Genomic DNA, 16,565 nt, shown 5'->3' on the forward strand with positions numbered 1-16,565 from the left:
GCAGCGTCACGGCGGTCAGACGTCTCCTCGCTGCGGGCCTGCCCGGCGCAGATCCCGCTGTTCTGATGATTTGAATGTCGTCCGTCATAACAAACGTGACAACGTCAAGCTCTGCCAATTATGATGTCGAAGATTGCCAAACGGCCGGAAGAGCCGTTCGTCGGCCTGTCAATCTGTGCCAGCCGGACGTGGAGGAAGTGCCATGAAGCCGATCAAGATCGTGATGCCGATCTCGAGCGACCCCGATGCGCCGACGCAGAGCCTGCTCGGACTCGGCGCGCTGGCCGCCGAGCTGGCGGCGCAGGGCCTGTCGGTTCGGGAGCTGTTTGCACGGACCGGTCTCGATGCCTCCCAGCTCGAGGATCCCCACGCTCGCATCTCGCACCGCCAGCGGCTGGCGATCTACCGCAACGCGATGCGGCTGGCGAAGCGCTCCGATATAGGGTTGCTCGCAGGCGCTCGGCAGCGCATCAGCGATTACGGCATTTACGGCTATGCGCTGGTGTCGAGCCGGACATTCGGCGAAGCGCTGATGTTCTCGCTCGATCACATCACCATGGCCGGGCCGGCGGTCAGGCAGATCAGCTTCCGGATCGAGCACGGGACGACCGCGATCCTTCGCAGCCATGGGCTCGACCCGCTCGGCGAGCTGCTGCCGTTCGCCGCGGAATTCTGGCGCAGCTCGATGACCGCGGTGTTCAGCCGCATCCTCGAGTCGCCGTTCCCGAGCAAGAGGATGATCTTTCCGTTTGCCGCACCCGTGCACTGGCGCAACTACGAGCGGATGTTCAACTGCCCGATCGACTTCGGCGCCGATCGCATGGAATGGCATTTCGATGCCAAGGTGCTCGATCTACCCTGCCCCAATGCAAACCCGATCACCGCGAAGATCTGCCAGCAGCTCTGTGACGTCGTCTTGACCGAGCATCCCGGCGAATCCGAGCTAGTAAGGCGGATCAGAGCCGCCTGCCTCAACAGCCCCAGCCGATTTGCGGGCGCGCCGGAGATCGCATCCAAGCTCGGGCTGTCGCTGCGAACGTTCCACCGCAGGCTGGCGGAGGACGGGCAGTCGTTCCAGTCGATCGTCGACGGGATGCGGCAGTCGATTGCGACGGAGTTGCTCGAGAACACCCATCTGGCAATCGATCAGGTCGCCGAGCGTGTCGGCTTTGCCGACGCTACCAGCTTCCGCAAGGCGTTCAAGAAGTGGACCAACCGCTCGCCGTCGGACTTCCGTCACCCTACAGCGCAGCGGCCAGCAGTGTCGCCAGACGCGTGATCAGCAGCAGCGATAACCCGACCGCCAATGTCAGGAGCTGTCCGAAGCGGAAGTCGTCTGGATCGAGCGCCGCGTTCTGGAGCTGTGCGTAGGTTAGCAGCGATTGACACTCCATATCACCCTCCCGCCATCAGGCATGGTTGTTTCCGGCAATGACGGCGTCCGCCGGCCCGATCCTGCCGACGCATGAGCCGAAGCCGATGCTCGCAAAACCTTCCAGGCTGCAGCGGCCGCGGAAGGTAACCTCGTCGCCGTCCTCGAGGAAGCCGCGGCGCTCGCCGCTCGGAAGCACGGCCGGCCGTGATCCGGCGGCGGTGAACTCGAGCATGCTCGAAAGCTGCGCCGGGCTAGGCCCCGAAATGGTGCCAGTGCCGATCAGGTCGCCCGGCAGCAGATTGCAGCCATTGATGCTGTGATGCGCGATCATCTGCGCCGGGGTCCAATACAGGTATTTGGCATTGGATGTGAGAATCGCCGCGGCGGGCTGGTTCGCGGCGCGCATCTGCGCGGTCGAGAGCAGGACCTCGAGGTGGACATCGAGTCCGCCGTGCGATTGATCGGCCGCGTCGAACAGATAGTCGAGCGGACGCGGATCGCCGTCCGGCCGCGCCAGCGCCGGGACACGGAACGGCGCCAGCGCATCCGACGTGACGACCCACGGTGACACCGAGGTAGCAAAACTCTTGCTGAGGAACGGTCCGAGCGGAAACATCTCCCAGCGCTGGATGTCGCGCGCCGACCAGTCGTTCAGCAGCGAATAGCCGACGATCTGCTGCGATGCTTCGGCGATCGGGACAGGATTGCCGAGCCGGTTGCCGGCAGCGAGGTAGAAGCCCATCTCGAGCTCGAAATCCAGCCGTTCGCACGGGCCAAAGCCCGGCGCTGCGCCCGCCACCGTGGGCGGGCGTTGCCCGAGTGGCCGTCGCACCATCCCGCGCCCCACTTGCACCGACGAGGCACGGCCGTGATAGGCGATGGGCACCCATTTGTAGTTCGCGGGAAGCGGATTTTCTGGCGTCAGCAGCGCGCCCGCCGCCCGCGCATGATAGATGCCGGCGTAGAAGTCCGTGTAGTTCGAGATGCGTGTGGGCAGATGCAGCGTCGCATCCGCGATCGACGTCAGCAATTCGGAGGCGCGGCGCCTGGTGTCATTGGCCGCGCTGCCCTGCCCCAGCAGATCGGCGGCGCGGCGGCGCAGCTCCCGCATCGCCATAGGTCCGAGCGCGAACAGCGCATTGAGCGTGCCTTGCTGGAGCGCCTGGCGGATCGGCGCCGCGAGGTACTCATCGGAACCGAGCGCTCGCTTCAGGTCGAAGACGAAATCTCCGATCGCGGTGCCGATCCGCGGCTGCGTATCGGCCGCGGTGCTGAAGATGCCAAGCGGCAGATTCTGGATCGGGAAGTCGGTCGCGCCGCCGTTTGCCGTCTCGACAAAACTCCGCCGGGCCGGGTCGTGGGTCTCGTCGAGTTGAACTGCGTTGGTCATGCTGTTTTCCAGGTTCCTCGATGTCACGAGGCTGCGGCTGCGAGAGCCGGCCGCTCGCTGGCCAAAGCCGCTCCGATCTCGGATTGGATGAACTGCGCCGCAAACGCCTCGCGTTCGCGCGCAGCGCGCTCGCTGCGATCCGTTACCGAGAACAGCCAGACGAACAGGAAGGCGAGCGGCATCGAGACCAGAGCCGGATTGTCGTAGGGGAACAGCGCCGTCGGAAAGCCGAGGACGGCGACCCAGACCGTCTTGCTCAGCACGACCAGCACGACCGACGCGACGAGGCCCGCGAGACCGCCGGCGACGGCGCCGCGCGTCGTGGTGCCACGCCAGAACATCGCCATCGCCAGCACCGGAAAATTGCAGCTCGCGGCCACCGACAACGCAAGTCCGGCCATGAACGCCACGTTCTGGTTCTCGAAGGCGTAGGCCAGCAGAACCGCAACGACGCCGATGGCCACAGCCGAAACCTTCGAGACCAGCAGTTCGCGCGCTTCGGATGCCTTGCCGCCGGCCAGCACCTGGCCGTAGATGTCATGACTGACGGCGGAGGCGCCGGCGAGCGTCAGGCCGGCGACGACGGCAAGGATGGTCGCGAATGCCACCGCGGAGATGAATCCGAGCAGCAGCGGACCGCCCATCGCGTGGGCGAGATGGATCGACGCCATGTTCGGCCCGCCGACCAGATCGGCGATCTTGTTGAACTGCCCGGATGCCGCGACATTGAAATAGCTCGGATCCGTCATAAGGATCGCTGCGGCGGCAAAGCCCAGCACCGGAATGATCCAGCAGAAATACGCGACGCAGGCCGTCGCATAGAACACCGATTTGCGGGCCGCGGCGGCGTCCTTCACCGTGAAGAACCGCATAAGGATATGCGGCAGGCCGGCGGTGCCGAACACTAGCGCGAGGCCGAGCGAGATGGCGGACACCGGTTCGGCGAACAGTCCGCCGGGGACCAGAATAGCGGCTCCCTTGGGATGGACGTGGCTTGCGGCCTCCAGCAGCCGTCCGAGGCTGAACTCGAAATGCCACAGGGCAGCCAGCGCGAGCAGCGTTCCGCCGCACAGCAGCAGCACCGCCTTGGTGATCTGAACCCAAGTGGTCGCCTGCATGCCGCCCACGATCACATAAAGGATCATCAGCACGCCGACGCCGAGCACGGCGAAGATGTAGTTGATGCCGAAAAGCAGCTGGATCACCTTGCCCGCGCCGATCAGCTGCGCGATCAGGTAGAACAGCACAACGACGAGACTTCCGGTCGCGGCGACGAGCCGGACCGGCGTCCGCTGCAGGCGAAACGCGGCGGCATCCGCGAAGGTGTAGCTGCCCAGATTGCGCATGCGCTCCGACATCAGGAACAGCACTATCGGCCATCCCGTGAGAAAGCCGAGCGCGTAAATGAAGCCGTCGAAGCCGTTGGCGTAGACCAGCGCGGATATGCCGAGAAATGCGGCCGCCGACAGGAAATCGCCAGCGGTCGCCAGACCGTTCTGCACCGGCGTGATCGCGTGTCCGGCGGTGTAGAAGCCCGCCTTCGATCCGGTGCTGCCGGCCGAGCGCCAGGTGATGACGAGCGTGACGGCGACGATAATCAGGAACATTCCGATCGCGATCCAGTCGGGCCCACGCGCCGCCGCGGCGGGCGCGCCCTGGGCCATCGCCGCGAATGGAAACACCACGCAAAGTGCGATCAGCAGCCATCTGGCGATCATCGGCCGAGCTCCCGATTGACTCTGCGCGCGAGTTCGTCGAAGCGCGTGTTCGAGCGCTGAACATAGAAGGCGGTGAAAGCGATGATCGCCGCAACCATGAGAAGGGCGAGCGCGAAGCCGAGCGGCATCGCGCTGCCGGCGAAACTCGCGCCGAGCGCGGCTTTCGCGGTCGAGATCAGCGCGATGAAGCCGAAGAACATGACTAGCGTCAGGATGGAGAGCCACCATCGCAACCTCGCGCGGCCTGAGACGAGCTCTCTGAACGCGCTATCGGCAAGGATTTTTCGCGTGCGCTCGGGCGACAGTTGTGGCATCCGATTCCTCCCTCAGAGACATTTTCCGACCGTCGCGTCCTTCCGCGTGCGTTGCGCCGCAGGGATTCGGGGCTCAGGGCGTCTCTGTTCCGAGGCTCCGAGCATTAGAATCCGGACCACATCCGGCAAGGTGATATCCTGCCAAACTCCGGGTGATTTCATGCCATGCTGGGTGCGCCGCGATTGTCGCGCCATCGCCTGTCTCGACATCCCGGGACGATGCACAAGCCGGAGAGTCGTAATTCGCCTGTCAGCCGACCTGCGGGCCGTCGTCGATGCCTGGGCGGCAAAGCAGGACGATACTCCGGGCCGCTCTGAGGACGTCCGCCGGCTCATCGAGTTCGAGCTAACTGTATCGCCCACGGCGCTGCGCGCTGAACGGCACAGCCCCAGGGAGCGCGCCCGCGAATTGGCAGGCGACGCAATCCACAAGGTGACCGACAGTACAGCCAGCCAAGACGATCAGGCCAGCCGCAAGCGCAAGCTGATCAAAGGGCCGGAGGAGTTTCACAAGGTGCGCCGCGACAGAAATCTAAAATGATCACACCCTCAAGATCATTGCCCCATAATAGGATCGAAAGCTTGCTTCGCGCGTTGAATTAGTCAGCCCAAATGGGAGGTCAACAATGATTAAAGAGCGAGACCGACGGGCGCCGACGGCTGCGGAACGCGAAGCAAACAAGGCATTCAAAACTGTCAGGCCGAAGGATGCTATGACGGATTACGCCAAAGCGCAAAAAGCGGTCCATGATAATCGAGAGCGCCTAAAGGCCGAACGGCTGGCGCGGGAGGCAGAAGCGGCCAACCGCACAAAAGCAGACTAAGCGTCCCATGTGGATGATCACGGAGGACCAAAGTTTGTGAGGGTGAAATGGCCCTGCACTTCCGCCGAGTCGATACTGAACTGGAGATATGGATCGCAAGCAGCGACGACTATTCATTCGTCATCAGCAACGAGAGCCGGAGTGGACCTGGATTGCATGGAGAGCCGGGCTTTGTTGCATCATATCGCCCCGACTTTCTGAATATGCCAGCGGCTCACGTATCCGGGTCTCCCTTCAGTTCGTTCGCTGAAGCCGAGCGGGCCTGCAATGCGTTCCTGGGGCGCCTCATCATTAAGGGATGACTACCGTTATCCGCCCGCCGCGGCTATGGCTTCTTCTGCGGCATCGCCGTGGCCGGCCGTTGCAGTCTACGCCGGCAAAGCCAAAGAGCAGACCATCGCCGAATTCCTGCTCAACATCATCCCGAAATAATCCTTCGTGCCCGAAGCGTTTATCGGCTCGTTCAAAAGAAAGGCTTGCAGAGCAAATCGAAGTTTATCGATTGCGATACTGGTTCCGTAACTGGGCTCAATGCGCACGAGGTCCGTCATATGGGTCCAAGCCGACCTCGGCGGTCCGCTTCGCCTTGGTCGGCTTTCCTCCCGAAGGCGGACATTGCAACCTTCTGCAAAGTTCGGCTTTGGGCCGATTCCGTTGAAAAAGACCGGCAGTATTTGGTTGTATGACTCCGCCGCGACATGGCCGCGCTGCCCCTACCGGTCCTATGCGAGCCTCGGGGTTGGCATCTTGATCAGCTTGGCCATCTTTCGAAGGTTCTGGGCGGTGGCAGCGAGGATGAACTCGTCGCGCGCGCCGTTTGGGCCTCGTAAACGTAAACGGTCGAGCTTGAGAATGCGCTTGAGGTGCGCGAACAGCATCTCGATCTTCTTGCGGAGCCGGCGCGAGGTGCGTCCTTCCCACGACCTTGCGATCTGGCGGGCCATGTCGCGAGCGCCCTCATAGATTGAGCGCGGTACCCTCCGTGAAGGTTGCTTGGGGCAACATCGGGACTTCAATGCGCATCGATCGCAATCGCGCTTGCTGGCGAGGTAAAGCATCGTGGCGCCATCGTTCACCAGCGCTCCGGTCGTGGTAAGAACTTTGCCGCCGGGACAGCGGTAGACGTCATCTGCATGGTCATAGGCGAAGTCCTCGCGCGAGAAGATCCCATCTGTGCGGGTCGACTTGTCGAACACAGTGACGTATGGCTCGATGCCGTGCTCGTAAACCAACCAGCCGAGCATCTCGGCCGAGCCATAGCCGCTGTCGCCGAGGAGCCGGCTCGGATAAAGATCGAACCGTTCGAGCGAGCGCTCAATCATGCGCTTGGGGGCCAACACCTCCGCCTGTCGAATTGCCGTAGCCGCCTCGACATCGATGATGATCGCGTTCTCCACATCGATCAGGTAGTTCGTCGAGTAGGCGAAGAAGGCTTGGCCGCCGTGTGCCCCCGTCCAGCGCGCCGCCGGGTCGGAGGGCGACACGAACTTCGGGGTGACCTCGGTCGCTGCTCCGAAAGCGGCATCATCAAGGACAGCCAGGTACTCATCGATTGCACGGCCGGCGGCTTCGGGCGGAAGTCCCTTGTCGCCTTCGATGCCCTTCTGCCGATTGGCATCGGCCTTGATCAGGCTCGCATCAACTGCAAATCCTTCACCGCCGACCAGTCGCTCCTCGATGCAGCGGCACAAGACGCTCTCGAACACGTGACGGAAGAGGTCGCTCTCCCGGAAGCGGCCATGCCTGTTCTTGGAGAATGTCGAGTGATCCGGCACCGCCCCATCCAGACCGAGCCGGCAGAACCACCGATAGGCCAGATTGAGGTGGACCTCATCGCACAGCCGCCGCTCCGATCGGATCCCGAAGCAGTAACCGATCAAGAGTATCCGGATCATCAGCTCGGGATCGATCGAAGGTCGGCCGATGCTGCTGTAGAAAGGCGCCAGCTCCTGCCTGACCCGTTCAAGGTTGACAAACCTGTCGATCGACCGGAGCAAGTGGTCGGCGAGGATATGCCTTTCGAGCGAGAACTCATAGAACAACGCAGCCTGGTCGAGTTGCCGATGTCCCATCATGATCTTCAGTCCTGCCAATTAGACAGACTGAATCACTGATACCTCTGCGTCGCAACAGCCGCCTTTTTCAACAAAATCGGCCAGAAGCGGAAATCAGCTAGCGGTCTACTTTGATAAGCGGCAGACGAGCTTCGAACGCGATCGTCGCTCATACGGTCTGGTTGCAGATTCGAGTCCCGCCGGACCCACCAGCAAATCAATTACTTGTCGGGTGGTGTCCCTTCATCGCCCATTTAGGATCATCCACCCGAAATGCCTCACGCCTTCGCGGTAACCATTCTCCACAGCACCTCGGTCAGCACCGCGTAGCCCTTGTCGAGGGCCGCGGGCGCCGTGAACTCGCGCGGATTGTGGCTGAGCCCGCCCTGGCTCGGGACGAAGATCAGCGAGGACGGAACAGATTTCTGGATCGCCAGCGCGTCGTGGCCAGTGATGGTCTTGAACGTCATGGCCTTGAAACCGAGATCCGCGGCGGCAGAAAGAACCAGTGTCACGCCGCCGGGATCAAGCACGGTCCCCGCTCGCCTCTCGTCGGCAGCGATCGAGATACCAACGCCGATCTCGCCCGACTCACGCGCGATTCGCTTCAGAAAGCGATCGCTGATCGCCGAGACCACGGCTTCGGCCTCATGCCGGATCTCGAACCAGACCCGAACACGGCCCGCCACGACATTCGGCGAGTTGGGATAAACGCTGATGCGCCCCGCGGAGGCATGGGCGCCCGCAGTCTCCCTCGCGACCTCCTGGTACAGCGCCTCGATCGCCCGGGCCGCTGCGCGCAGTGCGTCGCGGCGGAGCGCCATCGGCATCGGTCCGGTGTGCGAGTAGTCGCCTTCGAACATCACCGATATCTTGCGCGTCATCCACGCGCCGGACACTGCGGCAATGTCGCCAGCCGCCTGCTCCAGGCGATCGCCCTGCTCCACATGCAACTCGACATAGCGCACCGGATTGTGTTCGAGCGGCGTCGTCCCGCAATAGCCGATCGCGGACAGCGCCTCGCCCAGGGTGACGCCCTCTGCGTCGCTGCACGCATATGCATCCTTCAGGCTCAGGGCGCCGGCGAAAACCGAGCTGCCGGTCAGGCTGGGCTGGAAGCGGGCACCCTCCTCATTGGTCCAGTTCACGACGGCGAGGTTGCGTCGCGCGGCGCCGGGATTGGCACGGCAACGCTCCCTGACGGCCTCGACCGCGAGGATCCCGGCGAGCACGCCGAAGACCCCGTCATATCGCCCTCCGGTCGGCTGGGAATCGAGGTGCGAGCCGGTCATGACGACGTCCGTAGACGCCGGTGCCAGCATCGCCACGCCAAATAGATTGCCGATCGCATCGATCCTCGGAACAAGGCCGCGATCGGCGATCTCGTGCAAGAAGAGGTCCCTCGCCTCCTTGTCGCGCGCCGTTCCAGCCAGCCGACACACGCCACCGTCGTCGGTCGCACCGATCCTGGCAAAGCGCGCGATGAGGTCATGCAATGCGGTCATGTCTGCTCCAGCGATGCGATCCAGTTCCTCAGCTCGGTCTGCCGGCAATCATGGCTCAGAATGTCGCGGTGAAGTGCCAGTTTCCAGGCGAGATCGCCACGCCGTTCGTCCGCCTCGAGCGCCGAGAGGTCGCCGGCATAACGCGCGAGCGCGTCCAGATCGGCAAAGAAACCCTCGTCAACCAGGAGCTGTCCGTAGCGCCGGATGACGGCGACGACGTCGTGCAGGCGATATTCGGGATGATACTGCACGCCCCAGAATAGCCCGCGACCGAAACGGATCTCCGCCGCCTGAACCTCGCACATGGTATTCCAGGCGGTGACGGTTGCGGACTGCGGAAGGCGGGTGACAATATCGCTGTGGATGGCCGGCGCGTCGAACACCGCCGCACGGCCAGCATGCATGGGATGAGCGCGGCCGTCAGCCGTCAGCATGATCCTTCGCGCGAACCCGACCTCGCGCCCCGCCGGGTTGAGACCGACCTCGCCGCCCGCTGCGACCGTGGCGAGCTGCAAGCCCCAGCACGAGCCGAACATTGGCACTCCGCGAACGAAGATCTCGCGCACGAGGTCGATCTGCCGCAGCGCTTCGACCTCTCGCTGGTAGATATTGAGGGCCGACCCCGTGATCGCGATGCCGTGGTAAGCTTCGAGCGGTTGCGGCAGCGCGAAGCTCGCATCCGCCGGTGTCGCGATGTCGACGACGACGCGAGGTGCAAGCGACCGCAGGACCGCCGCATAGCTCTCCGCAGGCATTGCGCCCGCCGTCTCGGCGATCCGTCGCCGGCCGGCCAGCGTGTTGCCCTCGAGAACGAGCAGCCTCAGCACGGCTCAGCTTCCAAGATCGCCTCGAATGGCGGCCAGCGTCAGCTGCTTGAACTCCGGCTCGGTCAACGGCCGCGGATTGGCACCCGCAGTCGGATCCTTGACGGCATCGGCCGCGATCGTTCCGGCGTCGGTCTCCTTCACCCCGAGCTCGGCGAGCGTATGCGGCACGCCGAGCTTCTTGCGGAAGGCCAGCAGCCAGGACAGCACGGCATCGAAGTCTTGGCTCGGCAGGTTGAGCGCGCGGGCAATGTGCGGAATCTTGTCGGCGATCGCAGCCTTGTTGCAGACCAGGACATAAGGGAAGACCACACCATTGGTCAGCCCGTGATGGGTATCGTATCGGGCGCCGACCGGATGGGATATCGAGTGGATCGCGCCCAACCCCTTCTGGAACGCGGTGGCTCCCATCGAGGCCGCGGCGAACATGTAGGCGCGCGCTTCGAGGTCGCGACCGTTCTCGACCGCGCGCGGCAGATAGTTATCGACGATCTTCATCCCCTCCAGTGCGATGCCGTCGGCAAGCGGGTGAAATGCCTTGACGCAGTAGGCCTCGAAGCAGTGCGACAGCGCATCCATGCCGGTTGCCATGGTGAGAAACGGCGAGAGACCGACCGCGAGCTCGGGATCCTCGATTGCGATCCTGGGCATCATCATGGGATGGAAGATGATCTTCTTCTCATGGGTATCCTCACGAGTGATCACACCGGCGCGGCCGACCTCGGACCCCGTGCCTGCCGTCGTCGGCACCGCAATGATCGGCGCGATGCCCTTGGTGTTGGCGCGCGTCCACCAATCGCCGACGTCCTCGAAATCCCAGACCGGGCGCGACTGCGCCACCATGAACGCCACGCATTTGCCGACGTCCAGCGCCGAACCTCCGCCCACCGCAATCACGCCGTCATGACCGCCGGCCTTGAAGGCTTCGACGCCGGCCGTCAGGTTGGTTTCGGTCGGATTGGTCTTCACGTCGGAAAACACGGCGAGCGGAATGCCCGCCTCGCGCACACGGTCGACGATGCTGGCGATGAGATCGGTCTTGGCAAGCCCGTGATCGGTGACCAGCAATGGCCTGGTGAGGCCGTTGGTCTGGCACGCCTCGGGAAGCTCGGCAATGCGGCCCGCGCCGGTGACGACGCGCGTCGGAAAATTCCAGGCGCCGGTGATCTGAACGTCCATGTGCTGCTCTCAATGCTCAATGCTCGATGCGAAGGTGGAATGATCTTGGGCGGGTCAGCGCCTCGAAGCCGAGGCGCGACATGCCGACACCACGTCCGGTGTCCTTGAGGCCGGTCCACGCCAGGGCGGGATCGACATAATCGCAGCGGTTCATGAATACGGTGCCCGTTGCGATGCCGTCACCGATACGTTCGGCTGCGGCGGCGTCCTCGGTCCAGACCGATGCAGTCAGGCCATAGGGGCTGTCGTTCATTAGGCCAACCGCCTCCTGATCGGAGGAGACCTTCATGAGACCGACCGCAGGCCCGAAGCTCTCCTCCATCATCACCTGCATGGAGTGATCGACGCCGACCAGGACCTGAGGCATCAGATAGGCCGTACCGATCTTGTCCGCCGGGAACCGGGCCGGATCGATCAGAGGCTGCGCGCCTTTTGCGACGGCCTCGCCGATGTGGGCGCGGACGGTATCGGCAAAGCGTGTCGCCGCCATCGGGCCGAGCGTCGTGTCCTGCGACAGCGGGTTGCCGAGCCGGTAGCGCGCGGTCAGGCCGGCAAAGGCGTCTACAAAGGAGTCATAGATCCGCTCATGCACGTAAATCCGCTCGATGCCGCAGCAGCATTGGCCGGAGTTGTAGAAGGCGCCGTCCACGAGTTGCTCGACCGCAAAATCGAAATCGGCATCCGGCCGCACATAGGCCGGATCCTTGCCGCCGAGCTCTAGCCCGAGGCTGATGAATGTCCCGGCCGCCGCTCGCTCGACGGCCCGGCCGCCGGCGACCGAACCGGTGAAGTTCACATGGTCGACCGAGCGCGATGAGATCAGCTCACTGGTCATGACATGGTCGAGCGTGAGCGTCCTGAACACCCCCTTGGGCAGGCCGACCCGGTCCAGTGCCGCCTGGAAGCGCTCACCGACCAGCAGGGTCTGCGCGGCATGCTTCAGGATCACGGCGTTGCCGGCCAGCAGCGCCGGCACGATGGTGTTGGCCGCGGTGAGATAGGGATAGTTCCAGGGCGCGATCACCAGCACGATGCCGGCAGGAACTCGCTTGATCATGCGGCGGAAGCCGGGCTGCCCGGTCGGCACGATCGGCGCCAGCGCTTCATCGCTGAGCTCGACCAGCACGCGGACGCGCTCCTCCAGGCTCCGCAGTTCGCCGCCATAGCGCACCGGCCGGCCCATCTGCATCGCGAGCTCCGGAACGACCTCGTCGTTCTGCGCCCGCATCTCGTGCAGGAAGGCGAGCATCATGGCCTTGCGCTCGGCGAGCGATATGCTCGACCATTCCTGCTGCGCTTTCCGTGCTTGCGCGAGAGCCGCGGCGACCTCGGCACCCGTTGCGACGGGCCGCCGGGCAACCTCGCTGCCGTCGACCGGCGAAATGCAGACGATATCGTTCACGTGATGTCACTCGTTTTTGGAAGGGAGGATCCGTCTCAAATGATCTCGAAGTAGCGAGCGAGCTCCCAGTCGGTGATGGCCTTGCGGAACTCGCGCTCCTCCCACTGCCGCGTCATCGCGTAGTGATCGACGAAGACGTCGCCAAACAGATTGCGCGCCGCCTGCGAGGCGACCAGCCGGTCGGCCGCCTCCGACAACGTGCGCGGAAACGCGCGCTCGGGCGGATGCTTGCGCTCATAGGCGTTGCCGATGATCGGCTCGTCCGGTTCGATCCTGTGCTCGATTCCCCAGAGGCCCGATCCGAGCGCGGCCGCGATCGCCAGATACGGATTGATGTCGGCGGCAGCGACGCGGTACTCGACGCGCTGGCTGGCCGGCTTGCCGGGAATGACGCGCAACGCGCAGGTCCGGTTCTCGATTCCCCAGGTCGCGTCGGTCGGTGCCCAGAAGCCGGGGATCAGGCGCGAGTAGCTGTTCACGGTCGAGGCCACCATCGCGAGCAGCTCCGGAAGCAGCGCCTGCTGGCCGCCGACGAACCAGCGCATGGTGTCGGACATGTCGCCGGGCCTGCCGCTCTGGTGAAACACCGGCTTGCCATCCCGGTCGCGCAGCGACAGATGCAGATGCCCGGATTGTCCGGGATAGGCGTTCGACCATTTGGCCATGAAGGTGAGCATCTTGCCCTGACGCTCGGCCCAGACCTTGGAGAAGGTCTTGAACAGCACGGCGCGGTCGGCGGCCGCGAGCGCATCGGTGTATTGGATCGCGGCCTCCAGCACGCCGGGTCCGGTCTCGGTGTGCAGGCCTTCGACCGGCATGTCCATCTCGTTGCAGAGCTTGAGCAGCGAGCGATGAAATTCGGACTCGACGGAGGCGCGCAGCATGGAATAGCCGAACCAGCCCGGCGTGAGATTCCTCAAGCCGCGAAAGCCCTTCTCGCGCACGCTGTGCGGCGTCTCGTCGAACACGAAGAACTCGAACTCCGCGGCCACGGACGGCGAGAATCCCATGCCCTCGGCGCGGTCAATGACGCGCCGCAGCAGCCGGCGCGGACACACCCCCGCCGCGGCGCCCTCGAATTCACCGAGGAAGAACAGCATGTTCTCTTCCGTCGGCACATTGCGGCAGGTCGAAGGATCGATGCGCGCGGTCGCGTCGGGAAAGGCCGTATGCCAGCCGGTGAATGCACAATTGTCGTACATCTGGTCGTTGGAGTCCCAGCCGAACACGATGTCACAGAAGCTGAAGCCGGCCTCCAGCGCGCCGACGAACTTGTCGCGCGCGAGATATTTTCCGCGAATGACGCCGTCGAGATCGACGATGCCGAGCTTGACGTGGGAGAGGCCCCGCTCCTCGACAAGGGCCTTCGCCTCGGCGATAGTTCGTACGCTTCTTGCATCCATGATCTTCAAATCTTCGGCTTCTGTGGCATCGCGGGCTATCGGCGATCGCGTCACGACGCGGCCACCTCGCTCAACTCCTCGTCGCACGCGGTGATGAACATGTCGGCGTGGTCCTTGCCGAAGCACAGCGGCGGACGAATCTTGAGCGTGCTGCCGAACGGACCGGCAACACCGATCAGGATGCCGCGCCGGCGCAGGCGATTGATCAGCAGGCTAGCGAGCTCCGGTGCGGGCTCCTTGCTGTCGCGGTCGCGCACCAGCTCGAGCCCGATGAACAGGCCGGCACCACGAACGTCTCCGATGGTCATGTGGCGATTGCCGATCTCGCGCAATCCATCCATCAGGTGACGGCTGACCTCGCGCGCACTCTGCATCAAGCCCTCGTCCTCGATGACGTCGAGCACGGCAAGGCCTGCGGCCGCGGCCACCGGGTTGCCGCCGAAGGTGTTGAAGTACTTCACTTCCGCGGCAAAGCGATCGAGCAGCGCGGCGCGCATGGCGACGCCTCCCATCGGAAAGCCGTTGCCCATGGGCTTGCCCATCGTGACGATGTCGGGGACGACGCCATGGCGCGCGAAGCCCCACATCGCCGCCCCGGTTCGTCCGAAGCCTGGCTGCACCTCGTCGGCGATGAACAGTCCCTGACGTTCGTGCACGAGCTTCACGGTGTGGGCCAGGAAGCCGGCAGGGTCGGCATGGATGCCATCGCTCGAAAAGATGGTGTCCACCAGCAGCGCAGCAAAGCCGAAGCCGCTTCGCTCGAGATCGGTGATCGCTGCGGCAACGCTGTCGGCAAAGCGCTGGCCGGGATCGCCGACCGGATTGCGATACATCTCGGGTGCGGGAACTGCCCGCACGTGGGGCGGCAGCGGCTGACCGGGACGCGAGGACGGCGAGACATCGGTCACTGCGGCGCTATTGCCGTGATAGGCGGTCTCCGTGACAATGAAGCCCATCCGCCCGGTTGTCACTTTCGCGACCCGTAGCGCAAGGTCATTCGCCTCGCTGCCGGTGCAAGTCAGGACCAGATGATCGATCCCGCGCGGAAACGTCGCCAGGAGACGCTCCGCATAGCCATCGACGACGTCGTTGAGATAGCGTGTGTGCGTGCTGAGCAGGCCGGCCTGACGGCTTATCGCCTCGACAACGCGCGGATGCGAATGCCCGACCGACGGGACGTTGTTGTAGAGATCGAGATAGCGCCGGCCATCGACGTCGAACATATAGACGCCTTCGGCGCGCGCCATCCTGATCGGCTCCTGATAGAACAGCACCGAGGCTTTTCCGAACGAACGCAGGCGTCGTTGCACCGCCTCGCCGAGCGCTGGGTCGATTGACGACACCCGGCTCTGATCGAAGGCGTTCAACGCCAGAATCCCTTTCTCCTGCTGCATCGCCTGCCTTCCCTTTGGCCCGCGGCCTGCGCGGACCAAAGCCGTCCCCTGCGGCGATCATTCCCCAGCCGTTCCACCGCGACCTTGGATCTATGTGCGAATCCCCACAACTGAAAAGCAGATTGCAGGCAAGAGACACCAGAACGTCAGACATGCGCTCCGCATTCCAAAGCCATACTTCATATGTTTCAGTGTCTTATGTGATCGCCATGATTCCTTTGCGAATTCCATAGGCAGCACGGCGCCCAAAAAATGAGGAATATGCCACACAATTGATGTGGACTCACAACATCACTTGGGGAACGATCATGGCACGGACGCTGGAGAGGTTTGCAGCCGGAGAGACAGCGGAATGACGAGCGACGCCCCTGCTGCGGCCGACAAGCGGCCACGAAAGGCCGACGGCGACCGCCTCTCGAAGCTCGCGCGCCACAAGCACATCATCTCGCAACTCACCGCCGCGCCGACGCTGCGGGCTTCCGAGCTCGCCGCCGTGCTCGGCGTCTCCGGCGAGACCATCCGGCGCGATCTGATGGAGCTTCAGGAGCAGAAGCTCATCAACCGCACCTATGGCGGAGCGTCCCGTCCCTTCGCGCTCGAGCCGGCGCTGACCGATCGCAAGGCGATCATGATCGCCGAGCGCGAGGCGATGGCCGCGGTGATCGCCGACCTGATCCTGCCGAACGAGGTGTTGATGCTCGGCGCCGGCGCGACCACGTTTCACATCGCGCGACGGCTGGCCTCACGCGCGCACGACATCACCGTGATCACCCATGATTACGCCATTGCGGCCGCGCTAGCCGTCAATCCGTCGATCCGCGTGCTCTGCTGTCCCGGCCGCTATCACCCCACCGAAGGTTATGTGTTCGGCACGCAGACGATCGCGAACATCAACAGTTATGAAGCCAACCGCGCCATCGTGAGCGCGACCGGCATCAGCGCGCGCGGCGCGAATGATGCCGACGATGAGGCCGGTGCCATCTATGGCGCGATGGCCAAGCGCGCCGCAGAAGCCATCCTGGTGGCCGATCACGGCAAATTCGACCAGCGTGCGCTCACCGTCTTCGCACATTGGACCGATATCGATCGCCTGGTTACCGATCGGCAGCCAGAGGGAGCTCTGGCAACCGCTCTCCGTGAAGCCGGAACGGAGATCATCGTTGCGCAACCCTGAGAAAGGCCC

The 16,565-nt window shown here is 63.9% G+C and carries 16 protein-coding genes; 5 read left to right on the forward strand and 11 right to left on the reverse strand.

Annotated elements, in window-relative coordinates:
- Nucleotides 1-202 precede the first annotated feature (202 nt).
- The gene (locus ACVIHF_RS23150; RefSeq protein WP_253607674.1) at nucleotides 203-1,279 is read left to right on the forward strand and encodes an AraC family transcriptional regulator; all 1,077 of its coding nucleotides are present in this window, start codon (nucleotides 203-205) and stop codon (nucleotides 1,277-1,279) included.
- Here ACVIHF_RS23150 and ACVIHF_RS23155 read toward each other — a convergent pair.
- From ACVIHF_RS23155 to ACVIHF_RS23170, 4 genes are read right to left on the reverse strand one after another with little or no spacing between them, the layout of a single operon-like run.
- A complete protein-coding gene (locus tag ACVIHF_RS23155; RefSeq protein ID WP_176936898.1) occupies nucleotides 1,242-1,394 on the reverse strand; it encodes a hypothetical protein in 153 nt (50 codons plus the stop codon). The genes ACVIHF_RS23150 and ACVIHF_RS23155 overlap by 38 nt on opposite strands.
- A gap of 15 nt (nucleotides 1,395-1,409) precedes the next feature.
- Complete coding sequence (gene fahA / locus ACVIHF_RS23160; protein WP_456792599.1) at nucleotides 1,410-2,765, reverse strand: fumarylacetoacetase; 1,356 nt, start codon at nucleotides 2,763-2,765, stop codon at nucleotides 1,410-1,412.
- A 23-nt stretch (nucleotides 2,766-2,788) separates the two neighbouring features.
- Nucleotides 2,789-4,483 (reverse strand): cation/acetate symporter ActP, encoded by a 1,695-nt coding sequence (gene actP / locus ACVIHF_RS23165; protein ID WP_256558674.1) that lies wholly within the window; start codon nucleotides 4,481-4,483, stop codon nucleotides 2,789-2,791.
- Entirely contained in the window at nucleotides 4,480-4,797 is a 318-nt protein-coding gene (locus ACVIHF_RS23170) for a DUF485 domain-containing protein (RefSeq protein ID WP_083715219.1), read from the reverse strand. The genes actP and ACVIHF_RS23170 overlap by 4 nt, the downstream gene beginning before the upstream one ends.
- Nucleotides 4,798-4,957: 160 nt before the next feature.
- Between ACVIHF_RS23170 and ACVIHF_RS23175 the strand changes: the two genes are divergently transcribed.
- From ACVIHF_RS23175 to ACVIHF_RS23185, 3 genes are all read left to right on the forward strand, one after another.
- The gene (locus tag ACVIHF_RS23175) at nucleotides 4,958-5,338 is read left to right on the forward strand and encodes a hypothetical protein (RefSeq protein WP_253607672.1); all 381 of its coding nucleotides are present in this window, start codon (nucleotides 4,958-4,960) and stop codon (nucleotides 5,336-5,338) included.
- A gap of 85 nt (nucleotides 5,339-5,423) precedes the next feature.
- The gene (locus ACVIHF_RS23180; protein WP_076834229.1) at nucleotides 5,424-5,621 is read left to right on the forward strand and encodes a hypothetical protein; all 198 of its coding nucleotides are present in this window, start codon (nucleotides 5,424-5,426) and stop codon (nucleotides 5,619-5,621) included.
- A 267-nt stretch (nucleotides 5,622-5,888) separates the two neighbouring features.
- Complete coding sequence (locus ACVIHF_RS23185; RefSeq protein WP_158074243.1) at nucleotides 5,889-6,053, forward strand: hypothetical protein; 165 nt, start codon at nucleotides 5,889-5,891, stop codon at nucleotides 6,051-6,053.
- Between the two features lie 290 nt (nucleotides 6,054-6,343).
- Here the strand turns inward: ACVIHF_RS23185 and ACVIHF_RS23190 are convergent, their stop codons facing one another.
- From ACVIHF_RS23190 to ACVIHF_RS23220, 7 genes are all read right to left on the reverse strand, one after another.
- Complete coding sequence (locus ACVIHF_RS23190; RefSeq protein ID WP_456792600.1) at nucleotides 6,344-7,696, reverse strand: transposase; 1,353 nt, start codon at nucleotides 7,694-7,696, stop codon at nucleotides 6,344-6,346.
- Between the two features lie 257 nt (nucleotides 7,697-7,953).
- Nucleotides 7,954-9,180, reverse strand: a complete 1,227-nt coding sequence (locus tag ACVIHF_RS23195) for an allantoate amidohydrolase (protein WP_456792601.1) — start codon at nucleotides 9,178-9,180, stop codon at nucleotides 7,954-7,956.
- Nucleotides 9,177-10,007, reverse strand: a complete 831-nt coding sequence (locus ACVIHF_RS23200; RefSeq protein ID WP_253607669.1) for a type 1 glutamine amidotransferase — start codon at nucleotides 10,005-10,007, stop codon at nucleotides 9,177-9,179. Before ACVIHF_RS23200 ends, ACVIHF_RS23195 begins: the two co-directional genes overlap by 4 nt.
- Before the next feature lie 3 nt (nucleotides 10,008-10,010).
- Nucleotides 10,011-11,183, reverse strand: coding sequence for an iron-containing alcohol dehydrogenase (locus ACVIHF_RS23205; RefSeq protein ID WP_168856093.1), 1,173 nt, complete (start codon nucleotides 11,181-11,183; stop codon nucleotides 10,011-10,013).
- A gap of 16 nt (nucleotides 11,184-11,199) precedes the next feature.
- Nucleotides 11,200-12,585 carry an aldehyde dehydrogenase family protein gene (locus ACVIHF_RS23210; RefSeq protein WP_076834237.1) on the reverse strand — a complete coding sequence of 462 codons (1,386 nt, stop codon included), beginning with the start codon at nucleotides 12,583-12,585 and terminating at the stop codon, nucleotides 11,200-11,202.
- A 35-nt stretch (nucleotides 12,586-12,620) separates the two neighbouring features.
- Nucleotides 12,621-13,988 carry a glutamine synthetase family protein gene (locus ACVIHF_RS23215; RefSeq protein WP_456780073.1) on the reverse strand — a complete coding sequence of 456 codons (1,368 nt, stop codon included), beginning with the start codon at nucleotides 13,986-13,988 and terminating at the stop codon, nucleotides 12,621-12,623.
- A gap of 50 nt (nucleotides 13,989-14,038) precedes the next feature.
- Nucleotides 14,039-15,382, reverse strand: coding sequence for an aspartate aminotransferase family protein (locus ACVIHF_RS23220; RefSeq protein ID WP_456792602.1), 1,344 nt, complete (start codon nucleotides 15,380-15,382; stop codon nucleotides 14,039-14,041).
- A 352-nt stretch (nucleotides 15,383-15,734) separates the two neighbouring features.
- Between ACVIHF_RS23220 and ACVIHF_RS23225 the strand changes: the two genes are divergently transcribed.
- Nucleotides 15,735-16,556, forward strand: a complete 822-nt coding sequence (locus tag ACVIHF_RS23225) for a DeoR/GlpR family DNA-binding transcription regulator (RefSeq protein ID WP_092083044.1) — start codon at nucleotides 15,735-15,737, stop codon at nucleotides 16,554-16,556.
- Nucleotides 16,557-16,565 lie beyond the last annotated feature (9 nt).

The sequence above is a fragment of the Bradyrhizobium sp. USDA 4506 genome (genome assembly GCF_054058795.1).